The sequence below is a fragment of the Streptomyces sp. CAI-85 genome (genome assembly GCF_013363615.1).
GTDB lineage: Bacteria > Actinomycetota > Actinomycetes > Streptomycetales > Streptomycetaceae > Streptomyces > Streptomyces antibioticus_B.
The window spans coordinates 23511-48329 of the sequence record NZ_JAANNX010000018.1; the positions used below are offsets into that span (position 1 = coordinate 23511).

The window sequence follows — 24819 nt, forward strand, 5'->3', positions numbered from 1 at the left end:
TCGCGATGAGCAACCAGAAGCTCACCTGGTTCAAGTCCAGCTACAGCAGCGGCGAAGGTGGCGATTGCGTAGAGGCCGCCTACGCCTGGTTCAAGTCCAGCCACAGCAGCGGCGGGGGTGGCGAATGCGTTGAAGCCTCCTACGCCTGGCGTAAGTCCACGCACAGCGACGGGGAGGGCGGCGAGTGCCTGGAGGTGGCGGCCTGCCCGCACACCATCCACATCCGCGACTCCAAGAACCCCGTCGGACCCACCCTCGCCCTCTCCCCCACCGCCTGGGACGGCTTCCTCGCTCACGTCGCGGAGTGAGATCTCACCGCCGCCACCGCCTCCCTGACCTCCGGTACGGGGTCGGTGGCGAGGTGGGTCAGAAGGGTTTCCGTGCCGGGGGTGGACCAGCCGCAGATCGCCCACACCAGTGCCTCCCGGACGCCCGGGTCGGGGTGGGCGGCCAGGCGGGTCAGTTCGCGGATCGGGCCCCGGCGGCGCTTCGCGAACCAGTGCAGGGCCTCCAAGAGGACGGCCGGGTCCCCCGGGTCCCCAGCCGTCTCGATACGCGCGAGCAGGACGCGGGGCGGCGGACCGGGGCCGTCCAACGGATGCGGGAGACGCTCCCGTAGGCGGCGGTCGCCGTAACCGCCGCGCACCCCACAGCCGTAGCACGTGCACGGGCGGGTGCCGTGGGCGTCCGGCTGGTAGCGCCAGCCGAGGAGTTGGGGCACCCGGCGAACACGGTGGATCTCGCGTGGGCGGATCGCGCGGGGGACGAAGACCCCCCAGCCACGTGGGTCCCGCAGCGCCCCGACGCGGCGTACCGCCTCCGCGGCGGCGACGGTCACCTGGGCACCCCGGGCACGGTCCCGGTAGTGCCCGACCAGGACCTCCTGCGTGTCGTCCAGCCGGATGTGGACGGCGACCAGACCGCCCCGGCTGCCGAAGCGGGCCAGTTCGCGCAGCCACTGGTGGGTGAGGGTGTGGGAGGGCAGCACCGGGAAGCAGTAGACGCCACGCGCGCCGTCCTGGCCGTGGCTCACGGCACGGATTCCGGAGCGGCGGACGCGTGGGGCGGTGGATGCCGACGTCAGGTGGACGAACATTGCCATCGGTCGGTCACACTCCCAGGCCGGGAGGGGGTGGGCCCAGTGGGTCCTCCGTCAGAGTCCGTGGGCTCGTCAGAGACGCCTCGTACGCGTTCCTTCTGAACACGAAGGGGCCCACAGGGAGTTCTCCCCACTGTTCGCGGAACGGCAGGTGGAAGGTGGACCAGGTGATCGTCGTGCCGGTCACCCGGCGGGACGCGAGCAGTGGGGCGCATTGCCAGATGCCGCAGGGGCAGCCCAGGAGGGGAGTCTCGTCGGTGTCGGTGAGGAAGGAAGTCGGGGTGAACTCCCTTACCCACAGCCCCTCGAAGCTGCCCCAGATCTGTTCCGCCGACTCTCGTTCCTGGTCCTCGAACTGGTCCTCCAGTTCCGGGCGCCACAACTCCCTTGTTGCCCAGGCGATATGGGCGCGCAGGTCAGTGCCGTCTACGCGGATGCCCCAGACGGGGAACTCCGGTGCGCTCTCCGCCGGGTGGTGGAAGAACTCGATCTCGTTCACAACGGCCCGCTCACCTCTCGTACAGGCCCAGTACCTGTTCGCCGAAGTCTCGCAGGACGCTTCCGTTCCGTCAGACGGTGAACTTGACCGCCTCCAGCCACCGGTCGTTGCTGAACGAGCCCCCGGTGACGAAGTCGGGGCGGGGATCGGCGCAGCCCGTCTCGCTCCAGCCGGTGTCCTGCACATGGGCGGCCTGGCAGATCCGGCCCCCGCTGCCGATGTTGATGGCGAAGCCCAGCATGCTCGGGGCGCTCCGCTTCGCGCTGCCGATGTAGATGTTCTTGCCGTCGGCGGTGTTGGGCGTCCACTTCGGCTGCCAGATCCCCGCCCCGTCGGTCGAACGAGGGTTGTGGACAAAGGCGTTGGCGGCCGTACCCCCCGTCCCGCTCACGGCGATGTTGAGCGCCTTGATCGGCAGGTTCTGTCCCGTCGTCCCGGCCACCGTGCCGTCGCACACCGGCTTCTGCCAGCCGCGCCCCGAGACGTAGGCGCGGTAGCAGATGTGCCGTCCGGACGGATCGTTCCTGGCGAGACGCTTCACGGCCGTGGCGGCCGTCTCCGCCGGAGGCTTGGCGGTCACCGTGGTGGTGGCCTTCGGCGGTCGCACGGTGACGGTGGCGCCCCCGGCGCCGCCCTCGCCCCCCGCCCCGCCCGGCACCTTCGGCGTCGGTTTCGGCTTCGCCTTCGGCTTGGTCGGTGACGGGCTGGGCGACAGCGAACTCACGCTCGGGGACACGGAGACGGTCGGCGCCGCCGTCCGGGGCGACGGGGACGCCGTCCGCTGTGGTGCGGTCGCGCGGGCCGCCTGGCCCGTCGGCTCGCCGTCGTCCGATCCGCCGCTCCCCAGCATCACCAGCGGGACGATGACGGCGCCGGCCACGAGGAGGGCCACCGGTCCGATGACCAACGGCCTTTCGAGCAGCCGGGCGGGCTCGTACTCGTCGTCCGACTGCCGGGTCCGGGTCCGGGTCCGGGTTCTGCGTACGGCCGTCGGCCCCGGGGCAACAGCGGCGGGGGCCGGTTCCGGCTGCCGTTCCGGCTGTTCCGGCTGTTCCAGGAGTCTGCTCGAACCGTCCGGGGCGACCTCGACGTACGTCACATGGCCCGCGGAGGGGTCGGTGACGGCCGCCGTGACCGTGCTGTCGCGGTCGACGGCGTGCCGGTGCAGCCGGTCGAGGACCGCCGCGTCGACCGACTCGCCCGCCTCCGTCCGCACGGGCTCCCCGTCGACGGCGGCGGAGCCGTCGCCGGAGATGACCACGGTGAAGTCGGGCGCGGGCCGCGCGGGCAGGTCCCCGGGAGGACCCGCCGCTCCGGGATCCTCGGCCCCCGGCCCGTCCGTATGCTCACCCCGGTTCATACCTGCTCCTTCACGGCCTTCACTGCCTTCACGGTCCTGAGACGGAACCTGGTAGCCCAACGGCCCCCGTCCCCGAACGGTTCAACCGAACCCGGTGATTAAACGTTCAAATACACGGCCGGACGGCACTCAACACGCATTGAACGGGGCGGACATGTACGTTCCGTCGAAGCCGCCGCGCGCACAACGCCGGTCAGTAGAGTCCGTCCCATGAACGCCCATGAGACGGATGTGCGATTCTCCGTGCTGGGACCGGTCCGAGCCTGGCGCGGCACGGAGGAGTTGGCCCTCGGCTCCCCACAGCAACGCGCGGTGCTGGCGGCGCTGCTGTTACGGCGAAGCCGCCCGGTCGCGCTCGACGAACTGGTCGACGCGGTCTGGGGCGGGGAACCACCACCCGCCGCGGTGTCCGTACTGCGCACCTACGTGTCCCGCCTCCGCAAGGTCCTCGAACCCGGACGGGCCTCGGCCGCTCCCCCGCGGACGGTCGTCTCGGTCGGTGACAGCTATCTGGCCCAGGTCCCCGAAGAGTCCCTGGACCTCGCCGTGTTCGAGCGGCACACCGCGGAGGCGAGAAGGCTGCGCGCCGCCGGCGAGGTGTCCGCGGCCGCCAAGCTGCTGCACTCCGCGCTGGACCTGTGGCGCGGGTCGGCGCTCGCCGGACTGCCCGGCCCGCTGGCCGAGTCGGAACGCGCGCGGCTGGACGAGGTCCGGCTGACCACGCTGGAGACCCGGCTCGACATCGACATCGAACTCGGACGCCACACCGAGGTGATCGCGGAGCTGACCTCGCTGGTCGCCCTGCACCCGCTGCGGGAGCAACTGTCCCGGCTGCTGATGCTCGCGCTGTACCGGTCCGGGAGGCAGGCGGAGGCGCTGACCGCCTACCGGACGGCCCGCAACGCCGTGGTCGCCGAACTCGGCATCGAACCCAGCGCCCGCCTCCAGGACCTGCACGAGCGCATCCTCGCGGGTGACCCGGAGCTGGCCCAGGACCCCTCCGGGCAGCGGGAACCGGAGGCCACGAGCGATGTCCCGGAATCCGTGCCCGCGCAATTGCCGCCAGGACTCGCCACGTTCACCGGGCGCACCACCGAACTCGACCGGCTGCGCGCCCTGTTGCCCGAGGACGATGGACAGTTCACCACGGTGGTGATCAGCGCGATCGGCGGCATGGCCGGGGTCGGCAAGACCGCTCTCGCCGTCCGCTGGGCCCATGAGATGGCCGACCGCTTCCCGGGCGGCCAGCTCTACATCAATCTGCGCGGCTTCGGCCCGACCGGCGCGGCGGTCCAGCCGGAGGACGCCATCCGCACCTTCCTCGACGCGCTCGGCGTTCCCGCGATGCGGATTCCCTCGGGTCTCGACGCCAAGGTGGCGCTGTACCGCAGCATGCTCGCGGGGCGGCGGGTGCTGGTGCTCCTCGACAACGCCCGGGACACCGACCAGGTCCGTCCGCTGCTGCCCGGCTCCCTCGGCTCCCTCGTGATCGTGACCAGCCGCAACCAGCTCCTGGGCCTGGTCGCCGCCGAAGGGGCGCATCCGCTGACCCTGGACCAGCTCACCTCCGCGGAGGCCCACGCCCTGCTGGCCGGCCGCCTCGGCGCGGACCGGCCGGCGGCTGAGCCCGAGGCGACGGCCGAGATCATCACCCGGTGCGCCCATCTGCCGCTGGCGCTGGCCATCGTCGCCGCGCACGCCGCCACCCACCCCGGGTTCCCGCTCGGCTCCCTCGCCGAGAGCCTGCGCGAGAGCCACGGCAGCCTCGACGCCTTCGCCGGGGGCGACGACCTCAGCACCGACGTACGCGCCGTCTTCTCCTGGTCGTACCGTGCGCTGTCGGCGCCCGCCGCCCGGCTGTTCCGGCTGCTCGGTCTGCACTCCGGTCCCGACATCTCCGCGCCCGCCGCGGCCGCCCTCGCCGGGCTCACGGTGCGTGAGATCCGCGGCCCGCTCACCGAACTGACGTCCGCGTGCCTGGTCATCGAACGCGCGCCGGGCCGCTACACCCTGCACGACCTGCTCCAGGTGTACGCGGCCGAACGCGTGGAGGCCGAGGAGACACCGCAGGAGCGGGACCAGGCCGTCGGCCGGCTGCTCACCTGGTATCTGCACGCCGCCGACGCCGCCTACGCGCAGATCACCCCGCACCGTGAACGGATCCCCCTGCCGCCGCTCCCCCCGGCGTTCTCCGTCCCCGAGTTCACGACCCACGACCAGGCGCTGGACTGGTGCGAGACCGAACGCGCCCACCTGGTGACCGGAGTGCACCAGGCCGCCGCGATCGGGCGGGCGGACATCGCCTGGCGGCTGCCCGCCACCCTGTGGGGCTTCTTCTACCTCCGCAGTCATCTGCACGACTGGGCCGACACCACCCGGGTGGGTCTGGCCGCCGCCCGCGCCGCGCACGACCGCCCGGGCGAGGCCCGCGCCCTCGCCGACACGGCCGCCGCCCTGCGCAGCAGCGGGCGCTACGAGGAGGCCATCGAGCACCTGCGCCGGGCCATGGCCGTCTACCGTGAACTCGGGGACGCCACGGGCCGCTCGCTGGCCGTGTCCAACCTGGGCGACGTGTACCTCCAGTCCGGCCGGCTCCGCGAGGCCGTCGAGTACATCCGCCGGGGACTCGTCCTCGACGAGATCAACGGCAGCGCCTGGGGAAAGGGCATCGCCCTGTCCAATCTGGGCGACGCCTACCAGCGGCTGGGCCGGTACGACGACGCCGTCGTCTGTCTGGACGAGGCGCTGACCGTCCTGCGCGCCAACGGCAACGTCTGGGTCGTGGGCGTCACCCTCGACATCCTCGGCACGGTCCACCACCGGCTCCAGCGGTACGACGAGGCGGTCGGGTACTACCACCAGGCGCTGGAGACGCACCGGGCCGTCGCCAACCGGTGGGGCGAGGGCCACACCCTGAGCAACCTCGGCGACGTCCACCGGGCCGCCGGCGAGCACGCGGCCGCCCGCGCGAGCTGGCGGCAGGCCCTGGCGGTCTTCGAGACGTTCGGCCATCCCGACGCGGACCGGGTCCGCGAGCGGCTCGCCCGCCCGGAGAACGGCCGGGCCGGCACGGAGACCCCGGCGGACGCCTCTGCATGACCCGCCGCACACCCGACGCCCTCGGCCCCCGTCCGGCATCAGTTCGCCGGCCCGCCCGCCGCGCGGTAGGCGCGGCCGCTGTCGTTCGGCGTCGTCCCGTCGTAGAGGCCGGTCGGGGCGGTGCCGGTGGAGAGGGTGAACCAGGCGTAGCGCTCCACGAAGTCCAGGCCCTCCAGCATGCGCGTGGACGCGGTGACGAAGTCGGTCTGCTCCCGAGCGCCGGGATAGCGAGGGGGGTCCTGTGAGAAGTCGATGAGGCCGTACTCGGTCAGCCAGACGGGCTTGCCGTACCGGTCGTGGACGGCTTGCAGATAGCCGCGCAACTGGTCGGTGGCGGCGGGCCCGAAGTCGCCGCCGTACCAGTGCAGTGGGATGAAGTCGACCCGCAGACCGCGCTCCCGGGCCCCCTGCATGAAACGGTCCAGCCAGCCCCCGGCCAGGTCGGCGCCCCAGGCGACCGCCGGGGCGCCGAGGCGCAGGCCGGTGTCCTCCAGCCGGGGCCACAGGTCGAGGGCCTGTTCGGGCGTCATGTCGGACTGTCCGGGCAGGTCGGGCTCGTTGAAGCCGAGCAGCGCGGTGCCCTCACGGGCGGCCTGTCCCAGTTCGGCGTCGGTGACGGAGCCGGGTCCCCAGATCATCGGGACGTACTCGACGCCCTCGGGGCGGGCCACCGGTCCGGTGGAGGAGGTCCAGTTGTAGTACCAGGACGCACCGGAGTCGGCGAGGGCCTCGGCGGCGCCGTCGACGGGGTTGAGGCTGATGCCCTTGCGGGCCGTCGTGGTGGCCCCGGCGGTCGGGGCCGGCTCGCCGGGGGCGACGGCCGGTCCCTGGTCCCCCGCGCCGCCGGTGCCGGTGCCGTGGAAGGCGACCGTCAGACCGCTGCACCGGGTGCACTGCCGTACGACGCTGTTGCCGGGCTCGGCGTCCTGCTTGGACCAGGCGTACGCGGTGGGGCACGCGCGGTTGAGGGCGTCGCTGTAGGGCGTCTTGGCGTCGCGGTCCGGGTTGACGCACACCAGCGGTTCGCCGGTGGTCCCGTCCCGGACGAGATCGTCGGCCGGGCAGGCGGACAGCAGGTCCTCCGCGCAGCCCATCGCCTGGCACTCGCCGCTCGCGGGCGGCTCGACGCCGTCCGGGGTGATGGTGACGGCCGCCGAGACGGCGTTGACATAGCTGACGTTGTACCAGGGCGCCAGGCCGTCGGCCAAATCGAAGTTGAACTCCGCGAGGGAGGTGGGCTGTTCGCCGGTGACGCAGTGGTCGGCGTACGGTCCGCAGTCACCCACCGCGCAGTGGAACGTACTGCCCTCCTCGCCGCCGCAGCCCTGGCGGGCGAAGAACGTGCCGCGCCAGTGTCCGGCGCCCGCGTGCTCGGGGACGCTGATCGTGGCGGACTCGCCCGGTGCCAGCGTCGGCAGTCCGGTGAGAGCGGCCGAGCCGTCGGCGTTCACCGTGCTGCCGATCCAGATACGGCCCTCCGTACGGTTCTGGAGCGTGACGGTGTGATCGACGACCCCGGCGGCCGGCGTGCCGTGGACGACCTCCCCACCCGGGCGGTGCCCCTGGATCGCAACGGCGGTGCCGGCCACACCGACGACGACCAGCAGCAGGGCCAGCAGGAATGAAGTACGTCTGCGCATAGCGGTGTTCACCTCACCGACGGACGAGGTTCCGCCTCGCGCGGTTCGAAGCCCGGCGGCAACGGTGGCAGCCCGACGGGCAGGGGCTCCTCGGGCGACGGCAGGGAGCCGTCGGTCGGCCGCGACGGGACGGCGGGGCGGACGGGGCCGTGGTCCGCGACGGGCACGGGCCGGCGGCGTGCCAGCAGCCCCTGCGACGCGAACCGCCCTCCGCGGGCAGCGGACATGGGGTACCTCCACCTCAACTCTCGATCACCGGACGGAAGTCGGAAGGAGCCCGGGCCCGCGGCGCCGTGAACTCGCCACGGGCCCGGGGGACATCCGTCAGCTCCTACCTGGTGGCGTGCTGCTTCTTCTCCGCGGCCTTCTTCTCCGCGGAGGACTTCGGCGGCTTGCTCGGGGTGGACGCTCCGTGCTTCTTCGCCGCGTCCTTGCTCGACGAACCGTGCTTCTTGGCCGCGTCCTTGCTCGAAGAGCCGTGCTTGCGCGGCCTGTCCGGGCTGAAGGCCTCGGCCGAGTCCTGGCCGAGAGGCGACTGAACCGTCGTGGCCCTGCGCTTGCCGGCCGCCCGCTCGCTCAATCCGGCCGACTCACCGGTGGACGCGCGCGGCTGGCCGGACAGGCTGAGGTCCTGGAGCGTGCTCGCCAGGTTCTCGTTGCCGTCGTTGGGGTGTGTGTAGAGGGACTGGGACGAGCGGGAGGACGGCGCGAGGGCGGCTCGCGGGTCGTAGCCCGGCGGGTACTGCCCCGGCTGGTCCCCGAGCATCGGGTTGCGGTGCATCCCGTACATCTCGTACCCGGGGTCCTGGGCCGTCCGGCCGGGATCCGTGTGGGCGTGGTGCACCGCGTCCGCGGCGGTCGCGGCGCCGGCCACCCAGGTTCCGCCGCCGTCGATCATCTGCGTGGCCGCGGCGTCCTGGTCGCCGACGGCGCCGTAGGTGTTCATCGCCGCCGACACCATCCGCCCGGTGCTGGTGGCTATCTGCATCGGGTCGATATGGCCACCCGACCGGTACTGCTGGTACTGGTCGTAGTACTCCTTGGCGGCCACACCCGCCTGCGCGGCGATGCCCACGCCCTTGGTGATCGTGGCGGCCTGGCCGCTCATGAAGGACGAGGCGCCCTGGATGAGGCTGGGGGACGCGTCCAGCAGGGCCTGTCCGATGCGTCCCCGGTTGTCCGACACCCACCTGGTCGCGGACGAGCTCCAGCGCGCCACGTCCCCGCTCGGGGACAGCGCGTAGAACGCCCCGCGACTGCCGTTGGTGGGCGCGACGTACACGCCGGTGTCGCCTTGGGGAAGCTGCGGCGCCGTCGGCGGAACGGCCTGGTTCGACGGCGTGATCCGCGTTTCGGTACGAGGATGCCGCCTGGTGCCGGTGTTGACCTCCTGTGCCTCTACGGCCGAGTAGTAACTGCCGCTGGATCGACCGCTTTCGTCAGAATGTTCGGATCCTGGCATGTCACCCTTCCTTTCGGGGTGGACTGATCACTCCCTACGGAGTTCTCTCTCGGCAGCACAACGGGCCCGCCACGGCTCCGGTTCACCCGAGTCCGGCGGACGGGGGCGGCGGCCCGAACGGATCGGCCGCGTCGACGGCGGGCGCCTCCTTCGCGCGGTGCATGCCGGGCTTGCATCCGGCGAACGGGCCCTGCGGGTCCCGCAGGGACTCCATCACCGAGGGCAGATAGTCGCGGTGCCAGACGGCGGGCCCGGTCGCCTCCGAGCCGGGACCGGTGAGTTCGTCCCAGGCGAGCCACAGGCCGTGGAGCTGGGCCACCGCCTCGGGGTGCTCCCACCAGCGGGGACACCAGGGCGAGGCGGACGTGGCCTCCCTGCCGTAGACCGGCAGCAGGACCCGGTGGGTCCACAGGGTCAGCCGGCGCAGCGTCTCCGCGTAGTCCGGACCCCGCAGGTAGAGGATGAACCGGGGTGGCGAAGGCTCGTCCTCCTCGGTCTCGGAGGTCTCCGGTACCTCCGTCGGCACCTCCGTCGGCACCTCCGTCGGTGTCGCTGTCATGGCGCTCCTGCTGTCCTGGTGGGGTCGGTTCGACGGTCGGGGGACACAACGGGCCGCGTGCAGGGGAAGGTTCAGGCCCCCGGCCGCACCACTCCGAGGATCTCCATCGAGCCCGCCGGTGCCACGGTCACGTCGCGGCCGGGGCGTGGGGCGTGGATGATCTTTCCGTCGCCGATGTAGAGGGCGACATGGCTGGCCTCGGCGAAGTAGATGACGAGGTCACCGGGGCGCAGGTCCGGGACGGGGACGCGTTTCAGTCGCCGCCACTGTTCCTGGGAGGTGCGCGGTATGAGCACCCCCGCGTGCTCCCAGGCGCGCAGGGTGAGGCCGGAGCAGTCGAACGAGTCGGGTCCCTCCGCGCCCCAGACGTAGGGCTTGCCGAGCTGGCGGGTGGCGTAGGCGATGGCCTTGCGCCCGGCGGCGTCGGCCTCGGTGCCGGCCCCGTCCAGGACACCGGACTCCACCCACTTCGCCTGCGCCTCGGCGGCGGCCTTCCGGTCGAGCGCGGCGAGCTGCTCGGCCTGCTCCCTCGCGAGCCGTGACTCCAGCCGCTTCGCCTCGCCGATGCGCTTCTCGATCGTCCGGCGTTCGGCGTCCTTGGCGCGGCGGGTCGTCCGCAGCTTCCTCAGTTCCGCCGCGGCCTCCTCGTCACGGGTCGCCAGGTCGTCCCGGGTGGTGCTCAGCGCGGTCAGCACGCCCTGGGTGGCCTGCTGCGAACGGCGGGCCAGGGAAGCGTTGTCCAGGGCGCGTTCCGGGTCGTCGGCGAGGACGAACTGGATCTCGGCGGGCAGCCCGCCGCCCCGGTACTGGGCGCGGGCCGCCGCGCCCGCCAGCTCGGTGAGACGGTCCAGCCTGGACTCGGTCACCGCGATCCGGGCCTTGAGCGCGCGGACCTTCCCGCTCTGCTCGGTCACCTTCTCGTCGGCGGCGTTGTAGTTGTCGGTGGCGATCTCCGCGTCGTGGTAGAGCCGTTCGAGTTCGGCGCGCACCTCGGGGAGGGTGGCGGGCTCGGCGCGGGCCGGCGGGGCGGCCGTCGCGGTCAGGGCGAGGGCCACGGTGAGCGTCGCCGCCGTCCGCCGGCCATGTGCGCGCAGGGTCCGTCTCATCCGGCCGTGGCTCCCTTCGGGGTCGTCGGGTCGGGTGGCAGGGGTGAGCCGACAGCACAACGGGGCCGCGGTGTGCGGTGGTTCAAGCGGACGTGAACCGGTGCGGTACCGCCGCCCGTTGTGCGTGCCGAGGCCGTCAGGCAGTCGAAGGGGCTCATGTGGATGTGGAGTTGACGGCGCTCGCGCTGTGCATCGGGTTCGGGGCGGGCTTCCTGCTGCTCGCCGGACGGTCGACGGCCACCGCCGTCCGGCTGCGGGTGCGCGGGCTGCGGGTGACGGGGGTCGTGACGGCCCGTGCGGCGGCCGACCGGCGCGGCGGCGGGCTCGTGGTGTTCCCGGACCATCTCGGACGCAGTCTGGTCCTCGATCCGGGCCGGTACGGGCGGCTGTACGGGCTGCCTCCGACCGGCCGGAGCGTGCCGGTGGTCTTCGTGCGGGAGCGGCCCACGACGGCCCGGGTGTGGACGATGCGGCATCTGCTCGGCCCGGCGTTCGGCTGGTTCCTGTCGTCGGCCGTGGCGTTCGGGACCGGGGTCGTGATCGCCTCGTGAAGCGGGACGAGGACGGGGCCGAGGGCATCGGGAGGGTCGAGGAACTCGACGTGCTGCGCGGGTTCGCCCTGTTCGGGATCCTGCTCGTCAACGCCCAGTTGATGGCGGGTCCTTGGACGTCGTTCGGCGGCGGGCCCGGTGCCTCGGCCCTGGACCGGACGGCGGCCTGGGCGGTGACCGCCACGACCACCCTCTACCAGTTGTTCTCCTTCGTGTTCGGGTACAGCTTCGCGCTCCAGGCGGACGCCGCCCGGCGCTCGGGCACACCGTTCGCCACGCACCATCTACGGCGTACGGCAGGGCTGTTCGGGCTCGGGCTGGCGCACGCCGTGCTGCTCTTCCCCGGCGACATCCTGATGACGTACGCCGTCCTGGCGCTGGTCCTGTACGGTCTGCGCGGTCTCTCGCCCCGGGCCGCGCTGCGGGTCGCGGTCTGTCTGGTGGCGGTCCTGGCGGCGCTGCTGCTCGGGTACGGGCTGCTGACGGTCGCCCTCACCGGCCCGGTCACCCCGGCCGGGTACGCTCCCGAGGCCGCGCGCCTCACCGCCGCCTACCGGGGCGGTGCCGCCTCGGTGATCGGGGCGCATCTGCGGGAGCTGCCGTCGGCGCTCGGCGCGAACCTGATGTACGCGCCCGACATGCTGGCCGCGTTCCTGGCGGGCCTCGCGGCGGCCGGGACCCGGCTCCTGGAGCGGCGGGGCCGGGACCGGGTGTGGCTGCGGCGGACGCTCCTGCGGTGGGGGCCGGCCGGTCTGGCCGGCGGGGTGGCCACCGCGTGCTGTGCGAACGGTCCGCTGGACAGCCGCTGGTTCCTGGTCGGGCACGCGGTGTCGCTGCTCACCGCGCCCGCGCTCACGGCGTCGTACGCCTGCGGGCTGCTCCTGCTGACCGGGGCGCACCCGGCGGCGGCCCGGGTGCTCGCCGCGTCCGGGCGCATGGCGCTCACCCACTACCTCACCCAGTCGCTGGTGCTGGCCTGGGTGTTCACCGGGTACGGGCTCGGACTCCACGACCGGGTCGGCACGGCCGCCGTCCTGGCGGGCTGCGTGGTGCTGTATGCTCTCCAACTCACCTGCGGACAGCGGCTGATGAGCCGTACCCGGTACGGCCCCGCCGAGCTGGTGCTGCGGACGGTCACGCGGGGGCGGCCTCCTGGCCGGGGGCCGGCTTGTGCAGGGTCACGCCCGGCATCAGGCGGCGTGCGGCCCGTTCGGTGATCGCCGCGGTCTCCGCCTTCGCCGCCGCGGCGATGGCACCCGCGCCGGGCTCCTTGTACCAGGGGCGCAGCCGGATCAGGGCGGGGCGTATCCCGGTGGCGAGAAGCAGGGCGGTGCCCTTGGGCAGGGCGCGGATGCGGTCCGGGGGCAGGACGGCCTCCTGGCGGTAGGAGTACGACCGTGACGTCCCGTCCTTGCCGCGGGTGATGCTCGGGGTGCGGACGTCGTGCTGGCCGACGAGGGTGGAGATCTTCTGGACGAAGTCGGCGTCGTCCAGGCCGGATCCGAGGAGTTTGACGGTCGCCGCGCTCCACAGCGCGTCCATGCCCACCTCACCCCACACCCGGGCCCCCTGGCGGTAACTCTGGAGCAGGGTCACGACGTTGATGCCGCGGGAGCCGAAGTGCGAGTAGAGATCGGGGAGATCGGAGATACGGCACACGTTGGCCGCCTCGTCGAGCACGGCGGTCAGCGGCGGGTCCAGCCGGCCGCCCATGCTCTCCGCGGCGACGACTCCGGCCCGCATCGTCGCGTCGGCGAGTCCCGCGATGACGCCGGCCGCCGAGCCGCCGCCGTCCTTGGAGAGGAGATAGAGGGTGTCGTGGCCCAGGACGTGCCGGTCGGGCCGGAACTCCGGCCGGTCGGGATCGGGGACGACCCAGGCGAGGACCTCGGGATCGAGGAGGCAGGACACGGTCTGCCGGGCCGTCTCGAAGATGCCGTCCCGGGTCTCCACCGCGCCCCGCACCGTTCCCTGCAACTGCTCGGCCATCGCCGGGAGTCCGACGTCGCGCAGCAGGTCGACCGGGGTGCGGTCGGCGGGGTCCGCCAGCCAGCCGAGGAGTTCGGTCAGCGGGGCCCTGCCGCGGGCGGCGGCGAGGAACAGGGCGGTCAGGGTGTTCTGGGCGGCCGCGATCCAGAAGTCCTTCTTCGCACTGTCGTCGTTGACCGACGCGACGAAGTGGCCGGCCATCCGGCGGGCCCCCTCGATGGTGTGGCACTCGCCGAGGAGGTCCCACCACATGGCGCGCGGGGTGTGGGCGATGCCCTGCGGGTCGAACGTCCAGACCGTGCCCGCCTTCTCGCGTTCGGCGCGGGTGACGGTGTAGACGTCGGACTTGTTGGAGGTGAGCAGCACCGCGCCCTGGGCGCGCAGCACCCGGGGGACGGCGATCCCGGTGGACTTGCCGGAGCGGGGCGCCATGAGGTCGAGTTCCACGTCCTCGTAACTGCTGCGCAGTTCGGGCCCCTTGGGCTCCAGATCGCCGAGGAGGTTGCCGGTCTCGTCCGGATGCAGCCGGTCGCGGTCCTGGAGACCGGGGCGCAGTTCGCGGGCCCGGGCCTCGATGCCCGTACGGCACAGGGCGGCCAGTTCCCGCCGTCCGGCGAGTCCCTTGGGGCGGGCCGCCCGGTCCAGGACCAGGCGGACGACGACAGCGGCGGGCACCACGAGGAGCGCCAGCAGCCCGGCCATGCCCGCGTAGACGGCGGCCGCCGGAGCCGGCCACAGGGCGCCCGGACCGTCGGAGACCAGCCGGGTGGCGGTGGACAGGGCGAACGGCGGGGCGTCCCAGCCGTTGCCGGAGAGCCCGCAGCCGAGGGTGCCGCCGGACCAGGCGACGGTGAACATCAGCAGTCCGGAGCCGGCGAGCAGGGCGAAGGCCCAGGGCAGCAGCTCGTGCGGGTCGGAGCTCCGGGAGGCGCTCACGCGGTCCACCTCCCGGTGTCCGGGCGGGTGCCGGGGACGCCGGGGGGTTCCGGGAGGCCGTCCCCGGCGGCCCGGGCGACCTGGCGCGCCGCGCGGGCCGCCGCCTGTTCGACGGCCTCCTCGTTCGTCGTCCAGCGGGTGTTGGTGTTGTGCAGCCGGCGCTCGGCGTCCGTGATGGCGACCTTGATGGGGATGCCGGGCCGGCCGCCGACCTTGATGAGGAACCGTCCGCGGCCGGGCGGCTCCTCGTTGTCGCCGGTGACGCCCCAGCCGGGCGGCGACGACCAGGACGAGACGAGGTCGATCTCGCGCCGGGACAGCCCGACCACCTTGCCCAGCTCCTCCATCTCGGTCTTCGGCAGCCCGGCGCAGACGACCATTCCGGCCCGCTCGACGAACCCCCGGGCCTTGGCCCGGTCGGCGTCGGTGCCGAGCGCCTCGGCGTCCTTGAGCGTGTGGGTGATCTTGGCGTCGCCGAGGCCGAGCGAGCGGTTGAGCCGGGTGAGCGCGTCGATGCGGTCGACGATGCCGGAGGCGGCGCGCAGCGGACGCCACAGCTCGTCGAGGACGGTGAAGAACCAGCGGCGCGGGGCGAGTCCGGCGTCCGCCAGCGCGTGCGAGGCGGCCACCGTGCCGAGTCCGTCGGACCACGCGGCGAGCATCGCGGCCGCGGTGAGCTGGGTGTCGGCCTCGCCGATGCCCGAGATGTCGATGCAGACGGCGGGCGCGTCCGGGTCGATCCGGGTGGACGTCTCGGAGGCGAAGGTGTCGCCGAGCGGCCCGTCGAGGATGCCGAGCAGGGAGCGGTGCAGGGGATCGACGGCGTCCCGGTAGCGGGTGTCGTCCCCCCGGTCGAGGGTGACCGTGCGGACCCGGGGCGGCCCTTCGGTGAGGACCCGCAGCACGTCGGGGAGGAGCACGGTCCGCCCCTGCGGGGTGCGTTCGCGCAGATGGTGCAGGACGGCGGAGAGCACGGACTGCTCGTGGTCGTCCATGGGCCGGCCCCGGACGATGGTGACGAGGGCGGCGACCATGTTCAGGACGCGGCCGTGGGCCTCGGCCCTGAGCACCTCGCCTGCCTCGCCGCCGATCTTCGCGGCGGCGGAGCCCATCGCACCGGGGTCGAGGACGTTGATGCCGCCCCGCCCGCGTCCGATGGAGATCACCTGGCCGCCGAGCGCGCGGACGGTGTCGGCGTAGTCCGGCTTGAGGTCGCCGAGGACGAGCGGGACGACACCTGTCGCGGCGAGTCCGATCAGCATCCGGTTGACCAGCGTGGACTTGCCCAGCCCCGGCATGCCGAGCATGAACAGCGAGGGGTTGGAGATGTAGCGGGCCCGGGTGAACCAGTTCAGCGGGTCGCCGCAGACGGTGGCGCCGGTGAACAGGTGCTGGCCGAGGGGCACTCCGGTCATCGGCGAGCCGGAACCGGCCGCGAACGGCCACATGCCGCACGCCTGCACGGTGGTGGCCCGCCACATCGTGGGCGGGTCCATGTGGCTGACGCGTCCGCCGCCCGCGCCGTACCAGCCGCGGTGCGGGACGATCAACTCCCGCGGCTTGGAGGGGCCTTGCGTCCCGTCCCGCTTCTTCCCCGGTTTCCCGGACGTCCCGGACGTCCCGAGCGGCTCGTCCCAGGGTCCCTGGAGGCCGGACCGGCCCGCCTCGAACTCCGCGGCCGCCCGTTCCTCGGCCAGCCGGTCGGCCCGCTCGGCCCGCTTCCGCTCGCGCCGGCTCACAGCGCCTCCTGGAGTTCGTGGGGGACGAGGGTCTGCTCCCAGGGCAGGATCCCGGCGGGCAGGGTGCAACTGAACGCCGCCGCCTGCATCCGGTCCGCCGGCCGCATCAGCACCCGGGAGGCCGCGGTGAGGTTGCGGACCGTGACGCTCGCGTCCGCCAGGTCCTCCACGGTGTCGACGGTGACGGTCAGCATCAGCGAGAACTCCACGAGCCCCGCGCCGGACGCCTCCTCGGCCGCGGTCTGCTCCGCCGCCCGCACCTCGGAGGCGGCACGGGCCTGCACCATGCCCCGGCCCGACGACGCCATGAACTGGGCGCTGCGCCGGTCCGCCTCGACGATCCGGGCCGACGTGGCCGGGTCGATGGGCCGGTAGACCAGGGCGACCCGCTTGCGGCGGGTGCCGGGGGCCGCCTCCAGCATGCCCCGGAGCACCGAGGAGCGGACCGTGCCGCGCGGTGCCAGGGTCAGCATCCAGGTGCGGGAGACACCGGAGTCGTGCTGGTAGCTGTTCACCGTCTCGACGGTGGCGGCCGGTCCGGCGTCGTCCCACTCCAGGCCCGTTCCGCCGTGCTGGGCGCGGGCGGTGAGGACGTCGGCGGCGACCGCGGGATCGTAGGCGACCCGGACGACCTCGGCGATCCGCTCGGCCGACAGCGGGTACGCGGCGCCGCCGCCGGCCGCGACGAGCCCGCTGAGCAGGCCCGGGATCCGGATGGCGAGGTCGGTGAGCACATCGGCCTTCTTGCGCCGCTGGCCCGGCGGGACGCCGTAGGTCAGCGTGATGTACGTGTGCATCTCCGACGACGCGCTCGGATAGCGCTCCACGACCTCCTCCATCACGGCGCGCGCGGCCGGCGGGGCGTCGGGGTGGATCCGGGGGAGCACCTCGTGGGCCAGCCGGGTGCCGGGGTCGGGGGCGGTCTCCACGATCACGGACGCGCCGCGCAGGCCGGGTTCATGGGCCAGCCGGGCCAGCCACTCGCCCCACAGCGCGACCCAGACGTCGACCTGGTCCGGGTCGATGAGCGAGCCGCCGTCGGGGTCGCAGCCGAGGACGATCGTGTACAGGTTGCGGACCGGGTGGTGCAGGACGCCGAAGGGGCGGTCGTAGGCGTCCCGGCCCTCGGTCACGGTCACCTTGTTGAGCAGTCCCGGCGGTCGGAACCGGCCGCCGGGACGGGCGGACAGCGGGCCGGAGACGTACAGGTGGGCGCCCTTCGCCTTCCGGCGCCACCAGCCGACGCGCAGCGTGAGGAGCTGGTAGACGTTGCGGCCGTCCTGGGTGCGGATGGCGAGCGGGGTCAGGACCACGACGGTCGGGACGAGCACGACCAGCGCCGCGTACAGCGAGATCAGCGACGCCAGCAGGGTGACGACGAGCCCGCCGAAGACCCCGAAGGTGCCGACGAGTCCGAGCGGTCCGAGCCCCGGGCGGCGTGGCCTGCGCCAGTTTCCGTAGGTCGGATGGGTGGCGGCTTCGGTGGACATGGGTCCGGTTTCCCTTCGTGAGATGACGGGGGGTTCGGCGACGGTGGAGGCCGCCGGACCCCTGGGGGAGAGGGGCCCGGCGGCCGGTCGGAGGGGGCCTGCGGATCGGCGGCCCGGCGGAAGGGGGCTTTCAGGTGCCCGGCCGGAGCGGCGCCGGTGCTCCGCGGATCACTTGTTGTTGCCCAGCTCGCCGTCGGAGCCCTCGACTGCGCCCGAGACGGTCGAACTGGCCACCTGCGCCGCGGCCACCGCCGTGAGGACGGCGACCCCCGCGGGGCCGCCCGCGGCGGCCGCGCCGCTTCCCGCCGCCCCGGCGCCGGAGGCACCGCCGGCCCGGCCCGCCGCGGCCGCGCCGTCCGCGCCGCCGGAACCGGTCGCCCCTGGCTCTCCGCCCGCCCCGGAGGAACCGGCTCCACCGGACCCGCCGCCGGATCCGGAGGCCCCGGACGCGCCGCTCGGACCGCTCGGGCCGGCGGGCGCGCCGGCGCCGGAACCGCCGCCGCGCCCGCCGCCGACCATGACCGCGCCGGTGGCCAGGCTGGAGCCCGCCTGTCCCATGGCGGCCATCGGGTTGCCCGTGCCCATGGCAGCGGTGGCGGGCACGATGAGCTTGAGCAGCGCGGGCAGGGCGACGGCGGACAGCAGCATCACGCCGATACCGGCGATCCGGGTGTTGATGCTGCCGGTGTTGCCGGACCCGCTGTTCTTGCCGGCGTTGATCATCGCCATGCCCGCGTTGAGGACGAGGGCGACCGCGGGTTTGTAGAGCAGCCAGGCGATCAGCCAGCCGATGTGCTTGCGCCACCAGCCGGCGCCCCAGTCCGTCATCGAGGCGGCGGCGGCCATCGGGAGGGTGCCCAGCAGCACCATCATGACGCCGAGCCGGATGTACATCAGGACCGTGTGGATGATCCCGGCGATCAGCAGCAGGAACGCGAGGACCAGCAGCAGGAAGGACTGGATGCCGCTGCCGTCCGAGCAGGCGCCGACGTTGCTCAGCGACTCCCGCACGGCGTTGTTGAACAGGTAGTTCGAGAAGTCGTCCGCGACGGCGGCCCCGGCCACCACGACGGTGGTGGCGGCGCCGGACACGAGGATCACCCGGAGGATGCCCATGAGGGCGGTCCGGCCGGCGTCGCTCCTGCGTTCCAGGGCCATCCGGGCGGCGGCGAAGATCAGCGAGCCGACGGCGAGGTAGACGACGATCCACTGCGTGTCGCCGCTGATGTTCTTCGAGGTCTGGGTCTCCTCCAGCGTCGGCACGTTGGTGGTCAGCGCCGCGAACACCGCGACCGCTCCCGCGAGGATCGTCTTCGCGATCAGTTCGACGATGGTCCCGATGGGGTCGCCGAGAAAGCTGAAGAAGCCCTTCACCAGGTCGACGACCGGATTTCCGGACGTGCAGTTCACGTCGTGCCTCCCCACAGGGTGAAGCCCCTGGCGGTCTGCACGGCGGAGACCGGCGAGTGCAGGGACCCGTTGTCGTCGGGCCGCACCTTCCAGTCCCCGCCGCTCCAGCGCAGCGAGATCGTGGTCACCGCGTATCCCTGGGTGCTCTTGAGGAGCAGGCGGACCACGGCCGCCGTGTCCTGGTACGAGACGACCGAGAAGCCGGCGTACGAGGCCACCTCCGTGCCGTTCGGCGCGTCGGTGTCCTGCACCGTCGCGCGCTGGAACTCGAACATGTCGCGGCCCTGTCCGGCCACGACCTGCTGCTCGGTGACGGTGCGCCAGTCGGAGCCGCTCATGTGCGACGGGATGACATGGGCGGCGAGCACGGCCCCGGTCGGGGTGTGCGCGTAGCACCACCACAGGGGGCCCTGGATCAGGGTGGGGCCCGCCGAGGCGGACACCGGCACCTTGGTGACGCCCAGCGGGCGCCAGGTGACGTCGTCGGGCGCGGTCTCGGTCGATGCGGCGTCCGCCCCGTCGTCCGTACGGCAGCCCTCGGGGCGGCCGTCCCGCGGGGCGGAGGCGCGGGACAGGGGGCCTTCGGAGGCCGCCGCGTCCGCACGGCCCGTGGTCGTGTCCGAACCGGACAGCGCGGTGACGACGCCGCCCACCACGACCACGACGGCCAGGAACCCGGCCGACATCTGCCAGCCGCGCTGCCTGTAGTACGGCCCCGACTCCGCGAGCCGGCGCTCCCTTCGCCTGAACTTCACGGCGGTCCGCCCGGCCTACGCGAACACGAAGCTGATCAGGGGCCCCGCGGTGGCCACGAGGACACAGCCGCCGAGCACCATGCCGAGCCTGCTCATGTGTTCCGAGCCCTCACCGCGCTTGAGGGAGACGGCCATCATCGCGCCGGTGATCAGCACCCCGGCCACGCCCGCGGCCGTGCCCGCCCAGGCCGCTATGCCGAGCACCGTGTTGACCTTCGTGGTCAGGGCGCCGGGGGCGTTCCTGGCGGGCTGCGGGACACCGGCGGCGAGCAGGGTGGAGGCTTCGTGGAGCAGAGAGGTCATCGGGATCTCCGAGGGTTCGGCACCCGGCGTGAGCGACGGGCGCGAGGGTGACTTGGCGGGAAGGGGGACGACTGGCGGGAGGGGAAGGGCTGTCGGGAGGGGAAAGGCTGGCGGGCCGCCGGTGCGGCGGGACCTCGTGGTCAGGGGCCGAGGAGCTGAAGGCTGCCGAGCGCCGCGACGAGCGGGCCGGCCGTGGTGGCGAGCACACAGCTCATGACCACGATGAAGACACCGCGGAAGTAGGTGGCGCCCTCGCCGGGCTCGCCCCGGCGCATCTGGAGCGCCAGTTGGATGCCGACGATGATCAGCCCGGCGACCCCGGCGGCCGAGGCGCACCAGGCCAGCAGCCCGAGGATGGTGTCCGCCTCGACGGGCGGGGTGTAGGCGGCCAGGTGCCGTCCGCCGGGAACGGGAAGGGCCGGAGGGCCGCCGGGAAGGGCGGGGGCGCGGGTCACGGCGCGGCCCCCTCACCGTGGGATCCACTGCCCACCAGCCTTGCCACGGTGGCGAGTTGGCGGGGAACCGATTTCGGTCGCCCGCCGGTGCGCCAGGCCGGTATCCACGGCACGCGGTGCACCCGGGCGACGGACCGGAGCACCCGGATCCGGCGCAGCAGACCGAGCGGCAGCCGGCCGGGGGCGTCGGCGACGAGGACGACGGCCAGCAGTTCCAGACCCTGCGGGGCCTTCCCGTCGTGCAGCGCGCCGAGCGCCTGCGAGACCGACCGCAGACCCCGCGCGCTGGTCCGGCCGACCAGGACGACACGGTGCGGTTCGCCCCGGGCGGGCTCCGGCCAGCGGGCGCCCACGTCGACTCCGCCGAGGAGTTCGACGAGGGAGGTCACGCCGGCGCCGCCGTGTGCCTTGACCCACCCGATCTCGTCCCGCGACCGCCCCCTGGCCGCCGTCCCGGCGCGCCGGGTCTCGCCCCAGGCCGCTCCCGCGGTGGCCCGCACGGGGGCGGGGGCGGTGGTTCTCGGCCCGCGCACCCATGCGCGTGGGTTCCCCGGTGTCTGCCCGGCGGCTTCCCGGCTCACGTTTCCGTTGCTCAGACTCATCCGCTTTCCATCGTTCTGAACCTCTTCGCCCCGGCCACCGTTGTGGTCTGCCGAGCTCGTCGGACACACAACGGCCCTCCTGGCCGCTGCGGTTCAAGGCGAAGAGAAGAAGCGAAGAGAAGAAGAAGGCGGACCGGCATGAGCGCAGACCCGGCAGGGGGCGGCGAGAAGGGCACCTCCGACGCCCTCAGGAACACCCTGGCCGCCGGCACGGGCTGCGGCTGTCTGCTGTCGCCGCTGGTGCTGGCCGGGACGGTGATCGTGGTGATCGTCTTCGGTGGGTTCGGGGTGCTGCTGGCCCCGCTCATCGCACTGATCCTGCTCTTCGGCGGCGGGGGCGGCGGCGGGGACACCCCCGCACCGGAGGTCCAGGCGAGCCAGGCGATCGACATCTTCACCGGTGACGGCAAGGGGGACCTGGAGCCGTCGACCGTCCCCGACGACCTGTACGACCCGATCGTGAAGGCCGGTGCCGTGTGCGACACCGTCGGCCCGATCGTCATCGCGTCCCAGATCGAGCAGGAGTCCGCCTTCGACGCCACCCTGGTCGGCCCGAACGGCGAACTGGGCCTCTCGCAGCTACCACCCGAGATCTTCACGCGGTTCGGGGAGGACGACGACGACAACGACAAGGTCTCCGCCCTGGACGCGGCGGACTCGATCATGGCGCAGGGCCGCTACCTGTGCGACCTGGCCGGGCAGGCCCAGCGGGCGATCGACGACGGCCGGGCCGCCGGCACCGTCCTGGATCTCGCCCTGGCCGCCTACGACGTCGGCATGGACGCCGTGCTCGCGGCGAAGGGGCTGCCGTCCGAGGCCCAGGGCTATGTCGCCGCCGTCCGGGCCCAGTTCTCCAAGTACTCGGGGCTCGCCGCACCCCCGGAGGGTGCCACTCCCGGCGTCACCCCCGGCCCCACCGACAGCGCGCCCGGCACGGCGTAGGGCGCGAGGGAGGATCACCATGACCCGCTTCGACATACGCATCCTCGGCGACGAACGCGCCGACATCGACGGGGAACCCGTCGTCCCCGCCCCGGGCGGAAGCCTGCACGAGGCCGTACTCGACCGCCTCCAGCGATCCGCACAACGCCTCGGCCGCCCCGTGCAGGCAACGGTCGACGACGGCCCGGACGCCGCCCACTTCCTCCTGGAGGTCTCCCCGGACGGCTCCAGCAAAATCCTGACAACCGAGCCGTCCTCGACGGGTCCGAGGACAGCGACCCCGGAACCGGGGTCCAGGTCGGAGCCGGGGCCGCAGTCGGAGCCGGGGCGGAGGTCGGGGTCGGGGCGGAGGTCGGGGTCGGAGCCCGGGCCGGATGCGAAGACGAGGGCGGAGCTGGGAACGGAGCCGAAGCCAGGGCCGGAAACGGAGCTGACGTTGGGGCCGGGGTCGCAGCCGGACACGGGGCCGGAGCCGAGGAAGGGGTCCGGGTCGGAGCCGGGGTCAGACACGCGGCCGGACGCGAAGACGAGGGTAGAGCTGGGACCAGAGTCAGAGCCCGGGCCGGAGGCCAGGCTGAGGTCGGGGTCGAAGCCGGGCACGGGGCAGGAGCCGGGGAAGGGGTCGAGGTCGGAGCCGGGGAAGGGATCCGGGTCGGAGCCGGAGCGGAGATCGGCGTCGGAGCCGGAGACGGGGCCAGAGCCGAGGTTGAGGTCGAAGCCGGGGCCAGAGCCGAGGTTGGGGTCGAAGCCAGGGTCGGACACGGGGCCGGACGCGAAGACGAGGGTAGAGCTGGGAACGGAGCCGGAGCCCGAGTCGAAGCCGGGACCGGAGCCCGGGCTGACGCCGGGGTCGAAGGCGGGCACGGGACCGGAGCTGGAGCCGGAGACAGGGTCGGACACGAAAACGAGGGCAGAGGCGGGGCCAGGGCCGAGATCGGGGCTGGGGCCGGAGACGGGGCTGACGTCGGGGCCGGGGTCGCAGCCGGACACGGGGCCGGAGCTGAGGCGGAGGTCCGGGTCGGAGCTGGAGACGGGGCTGACGCCGAGGCCCGGGTCGGAGCCAGGGCCGGACACGGGGCCGGACGCCAAGACGAGGGCGGAGCTGGGAACGGAGCCAGAGCCCGAGTCGGAGCCAGAGTGGGAGACAGGGCTGAGGCCGAGGTCGGAATCGGGGCCAGACACAGGGCCGGCGCCAGGGAAGGGGTCCAGATCGGAGCTGGGGCGTAGATCGGGGTCGGGGCCAGAGTCGGGGCCGAAGCCAGAGCCAGAGTCGGGGCCGGAGCCAGGGTCGGGATCGGCACCGGGGGCGGAGCCAGACACGGGATCGGCGCCCGGGGCAGAGCCAGCGTCGGAGCCAGGGTGGCCGGAGCAGGAAGCGGAACCCGAAACGGAAGCCGCCGCCCCCGGTCCGCGCCCCCGCGTCCGGGACTCCGCCGTAGCCACGGCGATCGCCCGCGCCCGGGCCACCGCGACCGCCGCCACCGCGCGCGACCGCTCCGACGCCCCGCCCGAAGCCCGTCCCGCCGGCCCCGTGGCCAACTCCGACGCCCGGCCCGCCAGCCCCCCATCCGGCTCCGACACCCGGCCCGTCGGCCTCCGCCCGGCCAACTCCGACGCCCCGCCCGCCAGCCTCCCCCCGGCCGACGCCGGCGTCGACGCCGGCGTCCCGGAGGACATCGCTGAGCGGGTCGTTCGTATCAACGCGTTGACCGTCACGGGGCGGCTCGACGAGGCGTTTGCCGAGGCTACCGGGCTGCGGGAGAGTCTGAGTGGTGCGGCGGGCGCCGGGCATCCGTACGCGCTGGAGGCGCGGGCCCTGGAGGCGTATGTCGCGCACCTGCGGGGCGACCATCGCCAGGCCACGGTGCTCGCCCTGTCCGTGGCCCGGATCCGGTGCGGGGCCGGGGACGAGCGGGCGCCCACGGAGGTCGCGCGGGCGGCTGCGGCCTGGCAACTCCTCGACGACGACCGGGCCGTCGTCGTGCACGGGCGTGAACTCCTCGGCATGTGGGACGGGTTGAGCCGCAGAGGCCCGCTGCCCCCCGGTCACACGGAACTCGCCGCACAGGTCCGCGCCCTCGTGGAGTCCCTGGAGGCACAGCGGGTCCTCGCCCCACTCGCCTGACCGGCGCCGCCGGTCCACGGCGCCGTAGACCGGTCGTCAACCGGATGTGGAACCACGCCCGGAACACTCGGTGGCCCCCCCAAGGAGACTCAGGCCGCGGTCCCATGACCGCGGCCTGCCTGTCCCAAGGCAGGAGCACATCCATGAACGTCACCGTCATCGGGTCGGCGAGCGCGGGAACCTCCGAGGAACGAGCGCTGCGCGACCTCTACCTGGAACACGGTCCGGACCTCTACGCGTACGTACTGCGCCTGTTGGAGGGAGACACCCACCGCGCCGAGGACGTCATCCAGGAGACCCTGCTGCGCTGCTGGAGCAAACAGAACCTGGCCGACGGCGAGGGCATGGCCGTCCGCCCCTGGATGTTCCGGGTCGCCCGCAATCTCGTCATCGACGGGCACCGGGTGCGGATGGCCCGGCCGACGGAGGTATCCGGCGCCACTTGGCTGACCGAGAGGGGCGCCGACACCGACCACATCGACCGGATGCTGTCGTCCGTCGTCGTACGCGACGCCCTGCGGGCACTGTCGCCCGCGCATCAGGACGTGCTCCTCGCGACGTTCTTCGCGGACCGCACCACCAAGCAGGCGGCGGCGGTGCTGGGCATCCCGCAGGGCACCGTGAAGTCCCGGGTCCACTACGCCCTGCGCAGCCTGCGCGTGGCGCTGGAGGAGCGGGGGGCGGCGGCGTGAAAGGGC

Annotated in this window: 22 protein-coding genes; 7 read left to right on the plus strand and 15 right to left on the minus strand. The window is 73.4% G+C overall.

The window, feature by feature from the left end; genetic code table 11:
* Positions 1 to 5 precede the first annotated feature (5 nt).
* Positions 6 to 308: a DUF397 domain-containing protein gene (locus G6W55_RS20790; protein WP_175522341.1), complete on the plus strand. Its 303-nt coding sequence runs from the start codon at positions 6 to 8 to the stop codon at positions 306 to 308.
* On the opposite strand, the gene G6W55_RS20795 is transcribed toward G6W55_RS20790, so the two are convergent.
* The 3 genes from G6W55_RS20795 to G6W55_RS20805 all read right to left on the minus strand — a co-directional run bounded on the left by G6W55_RS20795 (position 293) and on the right by G6W55_RS20805 (position 2958).
* Complete coding sequence (locus tag G6W55_RS20795; protein ID WP_175522342.1) at positions 293 to 1102, minus strand: HEAT repeat domain-containing protein; 810 nt, start codon at positions 1100 to 1102, stop codon at positions 293 to 295. The two genes, G6W55_RS20790 and G6W55_RS20795, sit on opposite strands and share 16 nt — an antisense overlap.
* A 7-nt stretch (positions 1103 to 1109) precedes the next feature.
* A complete protein-coding gene (locus tag G6W55_RS20800) occupies positions 1110 to 1598 on the minus strand; it encodes a hypothetical protein (protein ID WP_175522343.1) in 489 nt (162 codons plus the stop codon).
* Positions 1599 to 1668: 70 nt separating this feature from the next.
* The gene (locus G6W55_RS20805; protein WP_175522344.1) at positions 1669 to 2958 is read right to left on the minus strand and encodes a hypothetical protein; all 1290 of its coding nucleotides are present in this window, start codon (positions 2956 to 2958) and stop codon (positions 1669 to 1671) included.
* 210 nt (positions 2959 to 3168) lie between these two features.
* On the opposite strand from G6W55_RS20805, the gene G6W55_RS20810 reads away from it, so the two are divergent.
* Positions 3169 to 6057, plus strand: coding sequence for a BTAD domain-containing putative transcriptional regulator (locus G6W55_RS20810; RefSeq protein WP_175522345.1), 2889 nt, complete (start codon positions 3169 to 3171; stop codon positions 6055 to 6057).
* 38 nt (positions 6058 to 6095) lie between these two features.
* Here the strand turns inward: G6W55_RS20810 and G6W55_RS20815 are convergent, their stop codons facing one another.
* The 4 genes from G6W55_RS20815 to G6W55_RS20830 form a co-directional block, all read right to left on the minus strand.
* Positions 6096 to 7697, minus strand: a complete 1602-nt coding sequence (locus tag G6W55_RS20815) for a glycosyl hydrolase (protein ID WP_175522346.1) — start codon at positions 7695 to 7697, stop codon at positions 6096 to 6098.
* Between the two features lie 331 nt (positions 7698 to 8028).
* Entirely contained in the window at positions 8029 to 8979 is a 951-nt protein-coding gene (locus tag G6W55_RS20820; RefSeq protein ID WP_175522347.1) for a hypothetical protein, read from the minus strand.
* A gap of 262 nt (positions 8980 to 9241) precedes the next feature.
* Positions 9242 to 9718 (minus strand): DUF4913 domain-containing protein, encoded by a 477-nt coding sequence (locus G6W55_RS20825; protein WP_175522348.1) that lies wholly within the window; start codon positions 9716 to 9718, stop codon positions 9242 to 9244.
* A gap of 71 nt (positions 9719 to 9789) precedes the next feature.
* Positions 9790 to 10824: a C40 family peptidase gene (locus G6W55_RS20830; protein ID WP_175522349.1), complete on the minus strand. Its 1035-nt coding sequence runs from the start codon at positions 10822 to 10824 to the stop codon at positions 9790 to 9792.
* Positions 10825 to 10982: 158 nt separating this feature from the next.
* Here G6W55_RS20830 and G6W55_RS20835 point away from each other — a divergent pair, with 158 nt between their 5' ends.
* The gene (locus G6W55_RS20835) at positions 10983 to 11375 is read left to right on the plus strand and encodes a hypothetical protein (protein ID WP_175522350.1); all 393 of its coding nucleotides are present in this window, start codon (positions 10983 to 10985) and stop codon (positions 11373 to 11375) included.
* Positions 11372 to 12592, plus strand: a complete 1221-nt coding sequence (locus G6W55_RS20840) for a DUF418 domain-containing protein (protein WP_309243774.1) — start codon at positions 11372 to 11374, stop codon at positions 12590 to 12592. Before G6W55_RS20835 ends, G6W55_RS20840 begins: the two co-directional genes overlap by 4 nt.
* Here G6W55_RS20840 and G6W55_RS20845 read toward each other — a convergent pair.
* The 8 genes from G6W55_RS20845 to G6W55_RS20880 all read right to left on the minus strand — a co-directional run bounded on the left by G6W55_RS20845 (position 12510) and on the right by G6W55_RS20880 (position 20985).
* On the minus strand, positions 12510 to 14222 hold the full coding sequence (locus G6W55_RS20845) for a type IV secretory system conjugative DNA transfer family protein (RefSeq protein WP_175522417.1): 1713 nt from the start codon (positions 14220 to 14222) through the stop codon (positions 12510 to 12512). The two genes, G6W55_RS20840 and G6W55_RS20845, sit on opposite strands and share 83 nt — an antisense overlap.
* Before the next feature lie 74 nt (positions 14223 to 14296).
* Complete coding sequence (locus G6W55_RS20850) at positions 14297 to 15796, minus strand: ATP/GTP-binding protein (protein WP_217687179.1); 1500 nt, start codon at positions 15794 to 15796, stop codon at positions 14297 to 14299.
* Between the two features lie 239 nt (positions 15797 to 16035).
* Positions 16036 to 17529 (minus strand): SCO6880 family protein, encoded by a 1494-nt coding sequence (locus G6W55_RS20855; RefSeq protein WP_175522352.1) that lies wholly within the window; start codon positions 17527 to 17529, stop codon positions 16036 to 16038.
* Positions 17530 to 17697: 168 nt separating this feature from the next.
* Positions 17698 to 18939 carry a hypothetical protein gene (locus tag G6W55_RS20860; RefSeq protein WP_175522353.1) on the minus strand — a complete coding sequence of 414 codons (1242 nt, stop codon included), beginning with the start codon at positions 18937 to 18939 and terminating at the stop codon, positions 17698 to 17700.
* Positions 18936 to 19694: a hypothetical protein gene (locus tag G6W55_RS20865; protein ID WP_175522354.1), complete on the minus strand. Its 759-nt coding sequence runs from the start codon at positions 19692 to 19694 to the stop codon at positions 18936 to 18938. The genes G6W55_RS20860 and G6W55_RS20865 overlap by 4 nt, the downstream gene beginning before the upstream one ends.
* Before the next feature lie 15 nt (positions 19695 to 19709).
* Entirely contained in the window at positions 19710 to 19997 is a 288-nt protein-coding gene (locus G6W55_RS20870) for a hypothetical protein (protein WP_175522355.1), read from the minus strand.
* Positions 19998 to 20137: 140 nt separating this feature from the next.
* Complete coding sequence (locus G6W55_RS20875) at positions 20138 to 20452, minus strand: hypothetical protein (RefSeq protein WP_309243775.1); 315 nt, start codon at positions 20450 to 20452, stop codon at positions 20138 to 20140.
* On the minus strand, positions 20449 to 20985 hold the full coding sequence (locus G6W55_RS20880; RefSeq protein WP_175522356.1) for a DUF6668 family protein: 537 nt from the start codon (positions 20983 to 20985) through the stop codon (positions 20449 to 20451). Before G6W55_RS20880 ends, G6W55_RS20875 begins: the two co-directional genes overlap by 4 nt.
* 207 nt (positions 20986 to 21192) lie before the next feature.
* Between G6W55_RS20880 and G6W55_RS20885 the strand changes: the two genes are divergently transcribed.
* The 3 genes from G6W55_RS20885 to G6W55_RS20895 all read left to right on the plus strand — a co-directional run bounded on the left by G6W55_RS20885 (position 21193) and on the right by G6W55_RS20895 (position 24813).
* Positions 21193 to 21996, plus strand: a complete 804-nt coding sequence (locus G6W55_RS20885; protein ID WP_175522357.1) for a lytic transglycosylase domain-containing protein — start codon at positions 21193 to 21195, stop codon at positions 21994 to 21996.
* A 1531-nt stretch (positions 21997 to 23527) separates the two neighbouring features.
* Positions 23528 to 24121: a hypothetical protein gene (locus tag G6W55_RS20890; protein WP_175522358.1), complete on the plus strand. Its 594-nt coding sequence runs from the start codon at positions 23528 to 23530 to the stop codon at positions 24119 to 24121.
* 143 nt (positions 24122 to 24264) lie between these two features.
* Positions 24265 to 24813, plus strand: a complete 549-nt coding sequence (locus G6W55_RS20895) for a sigma-70 family RNA polymerase sigma factor (protein ID WP_175522359.1) — start codon at positions 24265 to 24267, stop codon at positions 24811 to 24813.
* Positions 24814 to 24819: the final 6 nt, after the last annotated feature.